Source organism: Sporosarcina contaminans (assembly GCF_042679045.1).
GTDB lineage: Bacteria > Bacillota > Bacilli > Bacillales_A > Planococcaceae > Sporosarcina > Sporosarcina contaminans.
In genome coordinates this window covers 1-14824 of sequence record NZ_JBHTLT010000131.1, presented here as the reverse complement: position 1 = coordinate 14824, position 14824 = coordinate 1, and the positions used below count along the sequence as shown (strand labels likewise).

At 39.1% G+C, this 14824-nt stretch carries 20 protein-coding genes; 12 read left to right on the top strand and 8 right to left on the bottom strand.

Features of this window, described 5'->3' with window-relative positions; translation table 11 throughout:
• Nucleotides 1-152 precede the first annotated feature (152 nt).
• Nucleotides 153-938, top strand: a complete 786-nt coding sequence (locus ACFQ38_RS17345; protein WP_381482520.1) for an alpha/beta fold hydrolase — start codon at nucleotides 153-155, stop codon at nucleotides 936-938.
• 36 nt (nucleotides 939-974) lie between these two features.
• Nucleotides 975-1331, top strand: coding sequence for a cupin domain-containing protein (locus ACFQ38_RS17340; protein ID WP_336823413.1), 357 nt, complete (start codon nucleotides 975-977; stop codon nucleotides 1329-1331).
• A 45-nt stretch (nucleotides 1332-1376) separates the two neighbouring features.
• On the opposite strand, the gene ACFQ38_RS17335 is transcribed toward ACFQ38_RS17340, so the two are convergent.
• The gene (locus ACFQ38_RS17335) at nucleotides 1377-1556 is read right to left on the bottom strand and encodes a hypothetical protein (RefSeq protein WP_336823412.1); all 180 of its coding nucleotides are present in this window, start codon (nucleotides 1554-1556) and stop codon (nucleotides 1377-1379) included.
• A gap of 132 nt (nucleotides 1557-1688) precedes the next feature.
• On the opposite strand from ACFQ38_RS17335, the gene ACFQ38_RS17330 reads away from it, so the two are divergent.
• The 4 genes from ACFQ38_RS17330 to ACFQ38_RS17315 all read left to right on the top strand — a co-directional run bounded on the left by ACFQ38_RS17330 (nucleotide 1689) and on the right by ACFQ38_RS17315 (nucleotide 4125).
• Nucleotides 1689-1934 carry a PepSY domain-containing protein gene (locus tag ACFQ38_RS17330; RefSeq protein WP_336823411.1) on the top strand — a complete coding sequence of 82 codons (246 nt, stop codon included), beginning with the start codon at nucleotides 1689-1691 and terminating at the stop codon, nucleotides 1932-1934.
• A gap of 87 nt (nucleotides 1935-2021) precedes the next feature.
• The gene (locus tag ACFQ38_RS17325; RefSeq protein ID WP_336823410.1) at nucleotides 2022-2816 is read left to right on the top strand and encodes a VLRF1 family aeRF1-type release factor; all 795 of its coding nucleotides are present in this window, start codon (nucleotides 2022-2024) and stop codon (nucleotides 2814-2816) included.
• Nucleotides 2817-2937: 121 nt separating this feature from the next.
• Entirely contained in the window at nucleotides 2938-3648 is a 711-nt protein-coding gene (locus tag ACFQ38_RS17320) for a hypothetical protein (protein ID WP_336823409.1), read from the top strand.
• Between the two features lie 60 nt (nucleotides 3649-3708).
• The gene (locus tag ACFQ38_RS17315) at nucleotides 3709-4125 is read left to right on the top strand and encodes a DUF4870 domain-containing protein (RefSeq protein WP_381482516.1); all 417 of its coding nucleotides are present in this window, start codon (nucleotides 3709-3711) and stop codon (nucleotides 4123-4125) included.
• A gap of 54 nt (nucleotides 4126-4179) precedes the next feature.
• On the opposite strand, the gene ACFQ38_RS17310 is transcribed toward ACFQ38_RS17315, so the two are convergent.
• Nucleotides 4180-4443, bottom strand: coding sequence for a DUF4190 domain-containing protein (locus tag ACFQ38_RS17310; RefSeq protein WP_336823407.1), 264 nt, complete (start codon nucleotides 4441-4443; stop codon nucleotides 4180-4182).
• Nucleotides 4444-4590: 147 nt separating this feature from the next.
• Here ACFQ38_RS17310 and ACFQ38_RS17305 point away from each other — a divergent pair, with 147 nt between their 5' ends.
• Nucleotides 4591-6381 carry a S9 family peptidase gene (locus ACFQ38_RS17305; protein WP_336823406.1) on the top strand — a complete coding sequence of 597 codons (1791 nt, stop codon included), beginning with the start codon at nucleotides 4591-4593 and terminating at the stop codon, nucleotides 6379-6381.
• Between the two features lie 79 nt (nucleotides 6382-6460).
• On the opposite strand, the gene ACFQ38_RS17300 is transcribed toward ACFQ38_RS17305, so the two are convergent.
• The gene (locus ACFQ38_RS17300; RefSeq protein ID WP_381482513.1) at nucleotides 6461-7018 is read right to left on the bottom strand and encodes an SLOG family protein; all 558 of its coding nucleotides are present in this window, start codon (nucleotides 7016-7018) and stop codon (nucleotides 6461-6463) included.
• Nucleotides 7015-8187 carry an acyl-CoA dehydrogenase family protein gene (locus tag ACFQ38_RS17295; RefSeq protein WP_381482511.1) on the bottom strand — a complete coding sequence of 391 codons (1173 nt, stop codon included), beginning with the start codon at nucleotides 8185-8187 and terminating at the stop codon, nucleotides 7015-7017. The genes ACFQ38_RS17300 and ACFQ38_RS17295 overlap by 4 nt, the downstream gene beginning before the upstream one ends.
• Nucleotides 8188-8387: 200 nt before the next feature.
• Here ACFQ38_RS17295 and ACFQ38_RS17290 point away from each other — a divergent pair, with 200 nt between their 5' ends.
• Together ACFQ38_RS17290 and ACFQ38_RS17285 are read left to right on the top strand one after the other, a co-directional pair.
• On the top strand, nucleotides 8388-8885 hold the full coding sequence (locus ACFQ38_RS17290; protein ID WP_381482509.1) for a GNAT family N-acetyltransferase: 498 nt from the start codon (nucleotides 8388-8390) through the stop codon (nucleotides 8883-8885).
• Between the two features lie 95 nt (nucleotides 8886-8980).
• Complete coding sequence (locus ACFQ38_RS17285) at nucleotides 8981-10303, top strand: sodium-dependent transporter (RefSeq protein WP_381482507.1); 1323 nt, start codon at nucleotides 8981-8983, stop codon at nucleotides 10301-10303.
• Between the two features lie 125 nt (nucleotides 10304-10428).
• Here the strand turns inward: ACFQ38_RS17285 and ACFQ38_RS17280 are convergent, their stop codons facing one another.
• The 4 genes from ACFQ38_RS17280 to ACFQ38_RS17265 form a co-directional block, all read right to left on the bottom strand.
• Nucleotides 10429-10797 (bottom strand): VOC family protein, encoded by a 369-nt coding sequence (locus ACFQ38_RS17280; RefSeq protein ID WP_336823401.1) that lies wholly within the window; start codon nucleotides 10795-10797, stop codon nucleotides 10429-10431.
• 291 nt (nucleotides 10798-11088) lie between these two features.
• Entirely contained in the window at nucleotides 11089-11670 is a 582-nt protein-coding gene (locus tag ACFQ38_RS17275; RefSeq protein WP_381482505.1) for a hypothetical protein, read from the bottom strand.
• A gap of 14 nt (nucleotides 11671-11684) precedes the next feature.
• Nucleotides 11685-12158 carry an NUDIX domain-containing protein gene (locus tag ACFQ38_RS17270; protein ID WP_381482503.1) on the bottom strand — a complete coding sequence of 158 codons (474 nt, stop codon included), beginning with the start codon at nucleotides 12156-12158 and terminating at the stop codon, nucleotides 11685-11687.
• 16 nt (nucleotides 12159-12174) lie between these two features.
• Nucleotides 12175-12954 (bottom strand): class I SAM-dependent methyltransferase, encoded by a 780-nt coding sequence (locus ACFQ38_RS17265; RefSeq protein WP_381482501.1) that lies wholly within the window; start codon nucleotides 12952-12954, stop codon nucleotides 12175-12177.
• A gap of 373 nt (nucleotides 12955-13327) precedes the next feature.
• Here ACFQ38_RS17265 and ACFQ38_RS17260 point away from each other — a divergent pair, with 373 nt between their 5' ends.
• From ACFQ38_RS17260 to ACFQ38_RS17250, 3 genes are all read left to right on the top strand, one after another.
• Complete coding sequence (locus ACFQ38_RS17260) at nucleotides 13328-13660, top strand: hypothetical protein (RefSeq protein ID WP_336823397.1); 333 nt, start codon at nucleotides 13328-13330, stop codon at nucleotides 13658-13660.
• A 67-nt stretch (nucleotides 13661-13727) separates the two neighbouring features.
• Nucleotides 13728-14078 (top strand): hypothetical protein, encoded by a 351-nt coding sequence (locus ACFQ38_RS17255; RefSeq protein WP_336823396.1) that lies wholly within the window; start codon nucleotides 13728-13730, stop codon nucleotides 14076-14078.
• 72 nt (nucleotides 14079-14150) lie between these two features.
• Nucleotides 14151-14471: a hypothetical protein gene (locus ACFQ38_RS17250; protein ID WP_336823395.1), complete on the top strand. Its 321-nt coding sequence runs from the start codon at nucleotides 14151-14153 to the stop codon at nucleotides 14469-14471.
• The last annotated feature ends 353 nt before the right edge of the window (nucleotides 14472-14824 follow it).

The window sequence follows — 14824 nt, the reverse complement described above, 5'->3', positions numbered from 1 at the left end:
TTTTTGGATTCATAGAGAATTTTCCTCCTTTCCCTATACCGTCTGGACGGTGTTATTTTACTGATCAAAATAGATTATTGCAATCATTAAAGGTTTTTGATGACAGTTTGTTGAAATGTTAGAGGATGTATTTGAATTGGGAGGCGTACATATTGTTTATTTATGAGGAATTTGGAATGTTGGATAAGCCAATTCTGTTGTTTATCCATGGAGGGGGTGTCGGCGGATGGATGTGGGACGGTCAAGTAGACTATTTCAAAGAATACCATTGCATCGTCCCGACTTTAGCTGGCCATAGTAGCCGGAATGATGAAACCGCATTTTCAATCGAGAAAAGCGCACTTGAGTTAATTGAGCTGATTGAATCTATAAAAGGTGATCGACCTGTCCACTTAATCGGTTTTTCAATCGGTGCACAAATCGGTCTAACAATGGTCTCACTAAAACCACGATTGTTTGAGACTGCAGTCATTAATAGTGCACTCATCATTCCACAAAAATCATTACTGCCATTCATTACTCCTACTGTCAAACTATCTTTTCCGTTAATTAAAAATAGAACATTTGCGAGAATGCAGGCGAAAGAGCTTCATATGGAAGGGGAATGGTTTGAAAAGTACTATGAGGAAACATTGAAAATAAAAAAAGAGACGCTATGTACAGTACTACAAGAGAATATGTCTTTCACTCTTCCTATTTCGTTTTCGGAAAGTACAACAAAAATGCTCGTAACTGTAGGTGAAAAGGAAAAAGGGATCATGCAGAAGTCAGCTGACCAAATCACTTCTGCCAATCAAAATTGCTGTAAGCTTGTCATCCCTCGTATTGGCCATGGCTTACCAACAGCTTTGCCTTCTTTGTTCAATAAGATTGTTGCACTTTGGATTGAAGAACAACGGATATTGGATGAGGAAGCAATACAAAATGAGTTGCTATGAAGAAAAGATTTACTTCATTTCGAAAGGGGAACGATCTTGAAAATAATTCGTTTAGAAGAACTTGAGGGAAAGTCATTAACGCAATACGATTCGAAAATGGTGATGCGCAAAATATTGATGACAGAGCAGCCGGTACATGTAGGGATTGTTGACTTGGAAATTGGTGGAGTGATCGGTTTTCACGAGGCGACTGTCCCTCAAGTTCTTGTTGTTATTGAAGGTGAAGGAATCGTTAGAACAGGAATGGACGATGGTGAACGAGTGGAAGCTGGAGAGGCGGTATTTTGGCAGAAGGGAGAATGGCATGAAACAGCGACAAAGTATGGAATGCGAGGAATTATTATTGAATCTGAAGGTCTTAATCTGTCTTCGTTGATCGGAAATATAAAGTGATTAGTGAAGCGGCTGGAGAGATCCACGCCGCTTCACTTCCATCGTTTAAGGCCATCGATGCTGTTTATTTTTAGCGGCTTTCTTTTCGGAGTTTGTCTTTTTTAACTCTGCAAACTCTTTTGCGATTTCTTCCATCATGTTTTTTGGACTAATTTTCTGCTTCTTTGGTGTTTGCGGCAACGAATTTGAATTGTTGCCGCCAGTTTTATGTTCATCTCTTCCCATTTAAATCCTCCTTTCCATTATCCTTCGCTTTACTTTGGCGCTTTTTCATCTTTTCATGCGAATTCGGGCACCTTTCATAGGTATATGAATATGATGAACAGAAAGTATAAAAAGATGTGGAGGTATGTTTGAATGAACAATCCAAATCAAAACTATTGGGAAGGAAATTGGCAAAATCCTCGATATAGAAGAATTTCAATGGAGCAAGCTAACTCCATTGCGCTGCAACGTGTTCCTGGCCATATCGTAAAATCAGAATTGGAATTTGACGATGGCATACTGCTTTATGAAGTGGAAATCCGAACAGATCAAGGTTTGAAATATGAAGTGAAAGTGGATGCAATTACCGGCCAAGTGCTACGGGTAAAGCTTGATTGATTCTATTCTTTTAACCAAAAATTCTGTTTTACTGCCTTCTACATAGGGTATGCATGTAAGAAGCATATTAAGAGGAGGTAGGGATACATGTCCATTGCAGAAGAATTGAAAAAGCTAAAGGAATTTTCATGTAATACCCGCTGTGTGTTAAGTGTGTATTTGAACACGAATCCAGCCGATCCAGAACAGCAAAAGAGCGCCTGGAAAATTCAACTGAAAAATGGATTAAAACGGATTGATGAGTATCTTCAAGCATCGGACGATCAACAAGAGATTCAAGCATATAAAAAAGTAAAAGATAAAGTTATGAAGGAAATTGAAGACCATCAAAACGACTTGAACAAAGGAGTCGTTATTTTTGCGTCAGCAGAACCCGAGCTATGGTCTGTTCATTATGTGCAAGTCCAAGTGAAAACAAACTTTTATTGGGAAGATCATCCAATCGTTGAACAAATGGAGTATATGCTGAAAGCGTATCCTCAAGCAGGTATTATTTTACCAAGTTTTGGCGAGGTACGAATTTTAGATACTGCAATGGGTTTTATTAATGATGAAAAAAAGTATTCATTTGATTCCGGACTGGAAGTTTGGAGAGAGCAAAAAGGGCTTAATTCTTCATTTCAAAGAGGCACGGGAGGAAGCCATACAGATGACTTGGATCAGCGTTTGAAAGAGAATTTGGAACGCTTTTATAAGGAGATGGGCTCGATCGTCGATAAAATGAAGAAAGAGCGACAATGGAAAGAAGTGTATGTTGTTGGAGAAGCTGAATTAGCAAACTCATTTTCGCGTACGATGCGCGACAAACCGACCAATAGTATATATAAAAATTTGAATAATGTGGAACCGAAAAAAATTCTCCATCAAGTATTCGAAAAATAATATTTCGCGTACCGCTCCCGCAGAGGAGCGTTTTTTTTATCTTATGGAATGTTCCTTTTGTACAGAAGTTATTTGTTTATCATACGATAGAGAAATAGCAAGTAAGGGAGGGAGTGAGTAAATGGGTCTGTTTATTAATAAGAAGCATGAGAATTTATTTAAAAGTGACAAACAAATCGAAGAGATCAATCAAACGGTGTATCGGTCGGATACTTTAAGTGAAGCGATAGAGGAACAGAAAAAAGCTTTTGATTTGATGAATGTACAATATAGTGAGCTGGAAAAGAAATTAGCGCGGCAAAGGCGGATGCAATCCGATCGTTGGGAGAGCACGAAAATGCGTTTTGCCGAACTAATGGAAAGCAATGAGGCACGTTATCGGTTCGAAGATGATGCAGTACAGACAATGAAGCGATTGGATAAAAGGAATGAAGAATTGCAAAAGACTCTTATGGAAAAAGTGGCATTACATGAAGCTTTATCAGCAAAAATTGATGTTGTGAACGAGTCGAATGCAGAAATAGCATTGCGATTGGAGCGTTTTGAGGAAGAGCAAAAAGAGCTTTTGTCCAAGATGGATCTTTCTATGAGAAAACAAGAGAAAATGGTTGAATCCTTGGAGGCATACAAAAATTCGCAAGAGACGATTGCTGAACGGGTTGAGCAACAAGAGGGCCTAATAGATAAGCTGCTTAGACAAATGGACTTCTTGCGGGCAACTCTATTTGAACGAACACATTTCATTGCGGAAAAAATCGATAAAAGCTATCAGCTAACATCTTCTTATTTCCGCCATGGCAAAGACAAGACAGATTTGCCAAAAACGAAATAGCCCCATGCATGATTATACTTGGATGGCAATATAGTAAATAGAAAAAGGGGGAAAGTAAATTTGGCAGAACAAGAACAGGGGAACAATATTCGTAAGGAGGCAGAATCAACTCCCAATCAAGTAGTGACAACGAAAGAACAAAACAATGAGCAAAAGCAAACATCGGTCGGATTAACGGAAAATGTTGGCGCTATGCTCTGCTACATCTTTGTCATTGGACTCGTCTTTCTCTTCATAGAAAAAAAGAGTCAGTTCATTCGTTTTCATGCCTTCCAAGCAGTATTCACAGCTGTCGCCATCTTTTTGATCAATATCGTCTTTAGTTTTATTCCTGTCGTTGGGTACTTCGTAAGCCTGCTGTTAAGTCCATTGTCATTTGCGCTCATGATTTTCATGATGTATCAAGCATACCAAGGCAAGGAGTTCAAGTTGCCATTCATCGGTGATCTATCGGAAAGCCAAATACAAAAGGCATAAAATGCAAAAGCTGTCTCTCGTACAATCGAACAGACAGCTTTTTGAATACATTTTTTACATACTGCCAAGCACAATGACGATCATCCAAAACAGGAATTTGAGCAATAGCGTAATGGCTCCTAATATAATGCCCGCTACTGCCATGCTTTTTCCATTCGAATTTTTCGTCCCAATAAACCCAAAAATGATCGCCATAGCTCCTAAAAAATAAGGCAAAATAAAAATCAGATTTAAAACAATCCCTAAAATTCCTAACACAAGGGAAGTGACAGCCATCCCATTTGTTTGTGGGTTGGTTGTCTGTTGTTCATCTAACACATCCTCACCCCCTACCGTACTCTATGCAAAGGTGACAATAGATTTGAATGAAAAAGTTTAAATCTACTAGCAGCCGTCCGAAAAAAATTCAAAAAATAAACATTAAATGATATAATGTGTAAAATAGAAAAAATTGGAGGGATTGGGATGATTCATTTTGCAGCACCGACGGTTGAACAGTATTTCAGGACGTATGTCATTACAAATTTTGCAGTAAGTGCAGATGAGACAAAGCTCATTTTCAATTCTAATTTGAATGGCAAAATGAACTTATGGGCAATTGATTTGCAAAAAAATGGTTTCCCTTATTTATTTGCCCAAAAGGATGAAGCGTGTAATTTCATAAAAATCGATCCGGAAAATCGTTACGTATTGGCGGGCTTTGATAAGGACGGGGATGAGAACTATCAAATTTATGCCATTCCATATGAAGGCGGTTTGCCAGAACCATTAATAACTGGGGATACAAGTGAAAAGTATTATTTTAGTCATTTGAGCAATGATGGCAAACGCGTCTATTACATAACTTCCGCAAATAATCCGATGTATTTAAATACCCATATGAAAAACTTGGAGACGGACATTGATACATTGATCAACATTGGAGAAACGTCTCCTACGGAACTAGCTGCAGTGTCTGAGAAAGAGGAGCGATTCGTTTATACAAGAGCTTTCGCAAATACGTATGTTGTCAGTTTCGTAAAAGCCGGTGAGGAGATTCATTATTTGACTCCGGATCATGAAAAAGTGCATGTAGCTTACGACCCTGTATTTATTGAAGAACAGACGATCTTTTTTGTAACGGATTATGAAGAAGATCATACGTATATTGCGAAATATGAAGTAGAGACGAAAAAGTTTTCAAAAGTAGCTGCTGTTGAAGGAGAAAGCGTTCAAACAATCAAGTGGAATAAAGAGAAAAAAGAACTGTTTTTCTCTACATCGAAAGGGGTTCAAGACAATCTTTACCGGTACGGAATGGAAGATGGAGCGGTAAGTAAAATTGCTCTGCCGGCAGATGTGATCGAGCAACTTCATATTGCGAAATCCGGCAATCTCTATTTGTTAGGACGCAGTGCAACTTCACCTTTGAATATATACACTTTACAAGATGGGTCGGAGTGGAAGCAGTTGACGGAAAACCGTGTATTAGGTATTGATCCGGAGGAGATGGTTGATCCAGAAGTGATTGTTTACCGATCTTTTGACGGAATGGAGATCGAGGCACTCCTTTTCAAAGCGAAGCCTGAGCAAGCAAATGGCTACACGATTTTTTGGCCGCATGGCGGTCCGCAAGCATCAGAACGCAAAATGTTCCGCTCGATGTTCCAATGCTTGTTGAACCGAGGCTATCATATTTTTGCTCCAAACTTTAGAGGGAGCACAGACTATGGCTCTGCATTCACAAAGTTAGTTGAACAAGATTGGGGAGAAGGGCCGAGGCTTGATTGTATAGCCGGCATAGAATGGCTCTTCGACAATGGCATTACAGACCGTGATCGCCTATTTTTAGTAGGTGGAAGCTATGGAGGCTATATGGCATTGCTTCTGCACGGACGTCATGCAGACTATTTCAAAGCTGTCGTTGATATTTTTGGCCCATCCGATTTGTTTACGTTTGTTGAATCCGTGCCTCCGCATTGGAAGCCGATTATGGAACGTTGGTTAGGTGACCCGGTACGCGATAAGGAAAGGTTCACTAGAGATTCGCCAGTGACGTATTTGGACGGCATGACGAAGCCGATGTTAGTCATCCAAGGCGCAAAAGATCCGAGGGTCGTAAAAGAAGAATCCGACCAGATTGTTGCCAAGCTGAAGGAGAAAGGGCGAGATGTAGAATATTTAGTGTTGGAAGATGAAGGGCACGGGTTTTCGAAAAAAGATAATGAGATTAAAGTGTATAATGTAATGTTAGACTTTTTGGAGAAGCATCAGTAAGTAAAAAACTCCTGCCGTTGAATATGGCAGGAGTTTCGTGTGTTTTAAAAACTTCAAAGAAGAAATATTGGTTTGTAATTCAATCCCAATCTTGTCTTTGCAAATCTTCCGCAACCAATTGCAAGTCGTCCGCTGTTATTGTAAGCACTTCATAATTTGTCGTGTCTGCAAACTTCATCGCCATTTTTTTCATGAATTTTGGCGAACCTTCATTTTCCTCATCGTAGACAATTAGTAAAGCATCTGAATTGCGCAATAGAAATTTATCTCGTTCAATGAATTGCCATGGAGCCTCGTATGGACGCTTCGTCAATGCAGTCGTAAAGTCTGCATTGGAAACAATGAATTGATAAGCATCTTTTTTGGTTTCATTCCAATTTTTCTCCTGTTCCAAGAACGGTGTAATGACTGCATACTTCAGATCGGGATATGATTCCTGCAATTCGATCACTGTTTCTGCAGCCCAAGTTTCAACTCCAGGCTGCCCGCTAATGATTACCCATTCCAAGCCGCTTTCAATAAGCGGCAGAAGGCGGTTTTTAAGCGCCTTTTTGATTATGGGAATCCCTTCATGCTTATTGTTGAAAATGCCTAACTCATGCGCCTTATAGCCTGTTATAACAAGTCTCTTTATCATTGTTCCTGCCTTTCCAATATCTCGTGTATAGCAGTTTGAGATAGTTTGGAAATGACCATATCATCCATGGGCGGGTTATGCAAGCCCGCTCGTACATCGCGATAATAGCGCTGAAGTGGATTAGTTAACTCCAAGCTTTTTGCTCCTACAATACGCATCGCTTGATCGACGATCCGGATGGCGGAATTTGTAACAACCGATTTAGCTGCGCCTAATTCCTGTTTTATAAATTTGCGCCGTGCTGGATCATCATAAGCAGAAGCAACGCTGTATAGGAAATGTCGTGCTTTCATGAGCTCGAGATCAATATCTCCAATATGATTTTGTACGTTCGGGAGCTCGGAAATTGGACCTTTAATGCTATTCGGGCGATAGGTTACAGCGAATTGTACGGCGTAATCTCTTGCGGCTTGTGCAATGCCCAAATAGCATGCAGGTATATGGAGAAGCCAGCCGTTTGCTTTAGCTCCGCGCGGCCCTGTACTGAATTCTACAAAGCAGTCATTGGTAACTTTCACAGCATCTAAAACGAGATCATGGCTTTCAGTGCTTCTCATTCCAACCATATTCCAAGTCTCTTTTATAGACAAGCCGTCGGAGTTCCGGTCGATTAAAAAGAAACCTATGCCATTCTTTTCCTCAATCCATGCCGATACTAAGAAATGAGTTAAAACAGGGGACATCGTAGTAAAGTTTTTTTGTCCGCTAAGGATCCAATCCCCATCTTTTTTCACTGCAGTCGTTTGAGGTCTCCCACCACGAGTCGGGCTGCCCGTTTGTGCTTCGCTGACCGCACGATTGACAAGCGCGCCGTTAACAATTTCATTGGCAAACTGCTGCAGTTTCTTTTCATCCCAAAGTTTGTATTCATACAATTCGCCTACGACGCCTTGATGCCAACCGATTGATAATGCAGTAGCGCCGTCGTACGAGGAAAGTGTTTCTTGCAGCAGAACCATATCAGAAACGGATATTCCTTCCCCTCCGTACGATTGCGGCAATGTTAATTTTGTATAGCCTATTTCAATTAGTTTTTGGATATTCTCTTTTGGAAATGAAGCATTGCGATCGTTTTTTTCTGCTGATTCTACAATTAGATCCTTTATATCCTTTAATTTTTCAAGCCATTCTCTTTGCAATTCAGACGTTATGAATAACTCTTTTGACATACGAACACATCCTTTTCTTCAGTTCCACGGCATAAATCTTTCTACCAATTATACAGAACTTTTCATATTTAATCATCCATATTGGTTTAATAGGTATTATATATTGTATCAATCTTTATTATGAAAATATAGGCAACATCCTATTAATACATGTTGACTTGTTGTAATAACAAGATACGATAGGAAAAAGGGGGAATTCGATGAAAATCATACGGTTAAAGCCTGAGCATGCATCCGATTATTATCAATTAAGAATAGAGGCATTGCAAAACAGCCCGGAAGCTTTTGCGAGCAGTTACGAAGAGGAAGTTCGTCAATCGGCGGCCAAATATGAAACTCGTTTCGGAATGGATGACTCTTATACATTTGGTGCTTTCCAGGATGGATGTTTAGTAGGAAGCGTCACGTTATTGAAGGAACAGCTAAAGAAATTATCCCATCGGGTGAATATAGTTGCAATGTATGTAAAGCCTGAATATAGAGGGTTTGGAATTGCAGCTGCATTGATGGAAAAGGCGATTCAAACTGCAAGACAAATCGGTGAAGTTGAACAAATCCATTTAACAGTCGTATCGACAAATACGAGAGCAATTAAGCTGTACGAGAAAAATGGGTTTACGCTGTATGGGACAGTGAACCAGTCGCTCAAAACGGGGTCGAATTATGTAGACGAGTTATTGATGGTTCGTTTTTTATAAGATGATTAAATAACTGAATAATTAAAATATGAAATTTTTACTCACAATACGTTATACTAATTCAATATCCAATTATGTATAAAGTGAGTGATTTAATGAAGCAACGAGAACAATGGACTTCCAAAATTGGATTTATTTTATCTGCTGCTGGAAGTGCAATCGGTTTAGGGGCCATTTGGAAGTTTCCGTACATGACAGGAATGAACGGCGGAAGTGTTTTTTTAATTTTATTCATCTTATGTACATTCCTTATCGGCTTGCCTATCTTATTGGCGGAATTTGTAATTGGCCGTCGCGGTCAGCATGACGCAGTAACATCATTGAAAATACTGTCTCCTACCGGGAAATGGCATTGGATCGGCTGGTTAGGTTTAGCAAGTTCGTTCATATTGCTTTCGTTTTACAGTGTTGTCGGTGGATGGATTCTCTCTTACTTGGCAAGAGCAATTACCTTCGGGCTTAATCGCTCCGATTATGGAGAAATGTTCAATTCAATCATAGCTAACCCTGTTGAAGTCCTAATCGCGCAAGCGGTATTCATGATTTTGACTGTTTGGATCGTCCAAGGGGGCATAAAGGGCGGGATTGAACGGGCAAGTAGCTATATGATGCCATTATTGTTTATTTTCTTTATCATATTGTCTGTTAGATCAGTTACGTTGGAAGGGGCGATGGAAGGGATTCGTTTTCTATTTGTTCCTGATTGGTCTTATTTAACAGGCAAAACATTTCTGCTTGCTCTTGGACAAGCATTCTTTTCACTAAGTGTCGGTGTGACAGCAATGATGACATACGCATCTTATTTATCTAAGGAAGAAAAATTAGGGCAGTCCGCTTTCAATGTTTCTGTCTTAAATATTATTATTTCAATATTGGCGGGAATTGTCATTTTTCCGGCGGTTTTTGCATTAGGACAATCGCCGTCTGAAGGACCCGGACTAATCTTTGTCGTATTGCCTGCTATTTTTAATGAAATCCCTTTCGGCGCATTTTTCATAATTATATTTTTTATATTAATGTTATTTGCTACGTTGACATCCGCGATAGCCATGTTGGAAATTGTTGTTTCTACTGGCATACGCAATCATTATGAGGGAAGAAAAAGAATGGCTATTCTATCCGGATTACTTATTTTCATCGTCGGTATTCCGAGTGCATTATCATTCGGCATATTATCAGAAATGAAAATGCCCGGTGGAACATTCTTTGATTTTGCGGATATATTAACGAGCAGATTTGGCATGCCGATCGGAGCGCTTTTAATATCATTATTTGCCGGTCATATGCTGACAACTGCTGACACAGAAGATGAGCTTCGAATGAACCCGGCTTTGCATAAGACGTGGAGATTCATCGTTCGATATTTAGCGCCAGCTGCAATCATACTAATTTTTATAGCATCTTTTATGGGGATGTAAAAAGCGTACCAAGGGATTCGTTCCTTGGTACGTTTTATGTTTTAACTAGAAAAATCAGGATGGGTGATTTAAACTGGCTGAGTTTATTTGCATTTTGATAGAAAATCGTTAGGGTGAATGGTCCACTAATTATGCACTTGCAGTTTGTTGCCGTTAAGATCATAAAAGTAAAAGTAATGGTGCCCATTATCTTCTTTAATTGGTTCGACTTGCACGTCAAGAAACGAAAGTTGCTCATGTAGTTTCGCAATATTTGAAGTGGTAAACCCTATCGAAAATGCTGGTTGTCCATTGATCGTAAAATGCCCTCGCGATTCTTTGTCGGCCGTTACCAATACTAATAAAGGCCCGGATGACAATTCCATTACAGATAGTTCATCAGTGTGAAATCTCTTTGAAAATCCTAAATGATCCGTGTACCATTTTATAGATGCTTGGAGGTCGATTACAGGTATTCTAAAATAGTGGATATGATCTAACAACGCTTCCGCCATATACTTGCCTCCCTTAATGGAAATAGTCACTCCCATATAAATACGCCATTTCTTATGAAAAATCCTTTATTAAATTTTGACATTACACATATTGGTTTAGGTAGACATTTTAGCTTCTATCGAATATTTTTATATAAATTTAAAGCAGTCCGTACAAATTGTTTATTATATCCTGTCATGTCATGTATTTTGTCCGCCCAATCGTTTACCGAATTATATGTTGGCTCTTTCATTAATCCGCTATTGCAGCTGAAAAAGCTTTCCCAATTGCTAAACTCCCAATGAGCAATTTCACTTCCATAAGGCACTCTGCACTCTACTAAAGGCTTGGTTTATTTGATTTTGATTATATTCTGCTGCTTGGTAAAAATCTCTCGTGTCAATTGGTTGTAGGTCATATAATTGCATCGAGGTTTTGCCGTTAGGTCTATGGTAGAGTATTTGTAAAATAGGCCCATCCTGTTTCACTTGAATAGTTGCAGCAGGAAAAAAATTAGGCAGTTTTTCTTCGGTAAATTCCTCATGCTCCTTGTCGATTAAAATAGGGCATATCCATTGATCTCCTAAATCACATAAATACCGATTTCCCGCTTCGTCCAAGGCAATTATAGCAACATGAGCACTTTTGCTATCCAAGTGACGGCCAATCGGGTAAGCTTCAATAGTAGCATTATGGAGTTCGTGCAGTAACCATATTGACAAGTCAAAGCAGTTTCCAGCAATGCCGTATTGCTCTCGATGTTCTTTCATTAACGATACATCGCGTTGCTTTTTATTTGCGCCCTGCTTATAAAACCAGAGCTTTGTCAGTCTTTCCATAGGGAAGTCATTGAATTGATCCCACACGTCTACAATTTGTTTTGGTGCATGCATCGTAACACTCGCTTTCAATCATTTCTATTACAATCATCGAATTCGTCATTTAAAGAGCTTGCCCACCAAGTGTCTGTTATGCCGTTCATATAATTTTTTAGTAATTTCCTTAAAGGGAAGGGCTGTAAATTGTTTTCATCAAGTTTTTCGACATCCGACCAAAAAAATTCAATATGATCTTCCTGAGACTTTGGGTTTTGATCGTCTTGTAATGCATCGCAATTTACTTCAAATAGTTGATCCACTTCACATTGTAAGATTCCTTTAGCCATCCATTTATGTTCTACTACACCAAGAAATTTAGTGATCGTACAATCTATGCCTAATTCTTCCTTCCATTCTCTTATGAGTGTAACCTTCGCGCTTTCACCAAATTCAATATGCCCACCAGGTAGAAATGTGTTGTTTTGCCCGATTGCATGCGCGACCAATAGTTTTCCGTTTCGAATAAGAACACCTCTTGATAGATGATGAAATGAATTCGCCATAGTAATCTCCTAACCTTTAAATGATTGCTCGAACTATATGGCGTTCGGATGTAATGGGCAACCCCTCTGTAACTGCGTTATCTTGAAATATTTTGTCAATGAAGTGTATACAGTTATCGAAAATGAAATCATATACAATTTGTGTTTGCCCAAAACAACATAGCCTAATTACATCAGTCGGCGAGTGCAAATATTCAATGCTGTTAAACGTTTCAATCTGAAAATCTGAAAACTTGCTCGCTTGAAGGCGCTGCTTGATGGCATGTAATGTTCCGTTGTTATTTCGTGTAAAAAGGTTAGGGAACAGCATTGGCAATTCTCGCCCTGAATCATCTCCGGGATGAAGTCCAAGGACAATGCCGCCTTTTTTAACGACTTGATGTAAAAGAAGGTATGCAGAAGTAGGGCCTTTCCGTATGTATGCGCAATCAAACTCTTCCTGCTTAAATGGAAGTCCATGTTTTGAATTCCCCACAACGAAAGACAAATTGCTTTTCTTATTTTCATTTGCTTTGTCTATGAAACGATCTGTAATGTCAAAGCCGATCACTTCTTTGGCAACAGCACTGCAATTCAATGCAAACTCGCCATGACCGCATCCGACGTCTAATACCTTTTTGTTTTGAATTTTGTCCATGACTTCCTTATCGAAGATCGATTCCCCGTTCGGCACTGTAAGAGTCGAATGCCAAGGGTAAGTATAGGCGCCATGCTGTTCACTAAGCTGCCTATACCATTCTAATGAATGAGGCTTAAGCCAATTAGGGTGGTTTGTAGGATCAAATCGTTTAACCATAATGATTCCCCTATTAATTAGCAGTATGAGTGAATATTTTTAATAATGCACTTTCATTATATAGATAGATATAATATAAAGCTATTATTATCGTTTTTTCGAATGAGTTTGTCGTTTTGTGCGAGTGAAATAGGTATTTAATCTGGAAGAAACACAATTTTGTTTGAAAGGATAGTTGGAGAAGGAAAAGCAACTGGTTAAATGACTTAATTATAAATAAATTTACTAAACAATCCGCTAGTCCCTATCTCACTAATGCCATGAAACCATATTCTACTAAGGAACCAATGAAAAGGGGAGTTTAGACGAGATCGAATTGGTTCCTACATTGTTAGTGCCTATTTATACTATAAAAATAAAGGAGGTGAGAACAATGAGTAGTGTATGGGGAAATAGAGACTTTCGTGGTCACGGTAACAATCAATCGGAATCTCGTAGCCGTTCCAATTCAGATTCTCGCAGCCGGGCTGAAAATGATTTTGAAATTGACAACGATTTAAGGACTGATGTTGATACAGATGTAGACAATCGGATTCAAGACAAGAATACAAACGTAGCAAGAGTCACTAACAGTGGTAACGCAAAGATTTGGTTGGATATTGATGTTTGTTCTGATTCGGACTCCCGTTCCCGTGTACGTGCTGAATCGGATGCTGATGCTGATTCAGATCAAGACCAAGAGCAAAACCAACGATTTGAAGACTAACTTCTGTGAGGAGATAGTCTGCATTTGACTACAACGGTTCTATAAAACAGTAAAAGGAGGTGATCGAATGAGTAGAATACAGAGAATTAGGAGAGAACAAAGAAACAATGACTTCAATGACTTTAGAGACAGTCAATCGGAATCTCGTAGCCATTCCAATTCGGATTCTCGCAGCCGTGCTGAAAACGACTTCGAAATTGACAACGATTTAAGGAATGATGTTGATACAGACGTAGACAATCGGATTCAAGACAAGAATGTAAACATTGCGAGAATTACAAATAGTGGTAATGCTAAGATTTGGTTGGATATAGATGTTGATTCTGATTCCCGCTCCCGTTCTCGAGTTCGTGCTGAATCGGACGCTGATGCTGATTCAGATCAGGAGCAAGAGCAAACCCAACGATTTGAAATCTGACATCTGTGAGAAGGTGGGATGGTCGATAACACCTATCCTGCCTTTTTTCTTTTAGAAAGGGGGGAGGTAATCGTGAGTGATTATCGAAATAGAAGTGAAAACAGCTCTACGATAAAGGAGATGGACTTCACCAAATCCCAAATTGGTCAAAGTGGAAATTCTGACGTAGATGTAAATGTTAATGTGATGGTTGATACATCATCCCTTGCTTACGCATATCTATGTTCTATGCTGGCGACCAATAAAATGACCAATCAAGAATTCGAAACTGCTTTGGAGAAATTAGAGGAACTCACAATTCGTAAACAAGAGAAAGATAAATATAGAAAAGATTCTTTAGGCGTTGAGAATATAGATCGCTATCGACAGAAACGCCGCCAATATTTTTGGTGAATACATGCGTAGGTTGTTGCAGAAACAATAAAACTACTCGTTGTTGCAATTCAAACTTGGTGTGTTTTCGCCCCTGTAAGATGTACCCGGTTGGGTACTTTTTTTGTTTTGAGGGATGATGTTGTTTTACTCGATTCACAAAATATTTGGAATACCTCACTCGAATTCATATTATCAGAAATAAATTTGTAGAAGAATTGCGTATGATTGTTGAAGACTTTTATTAGATTGATCTATAACATAATCTCTGATACTATGTCAAGAAATTGGACACATTAAATTGAGAGTCATAGCTATTTGTATAATCAAGCTAACGCGCTTTGCTTGTTGGCCATGTCATAAGCGAACAGAGT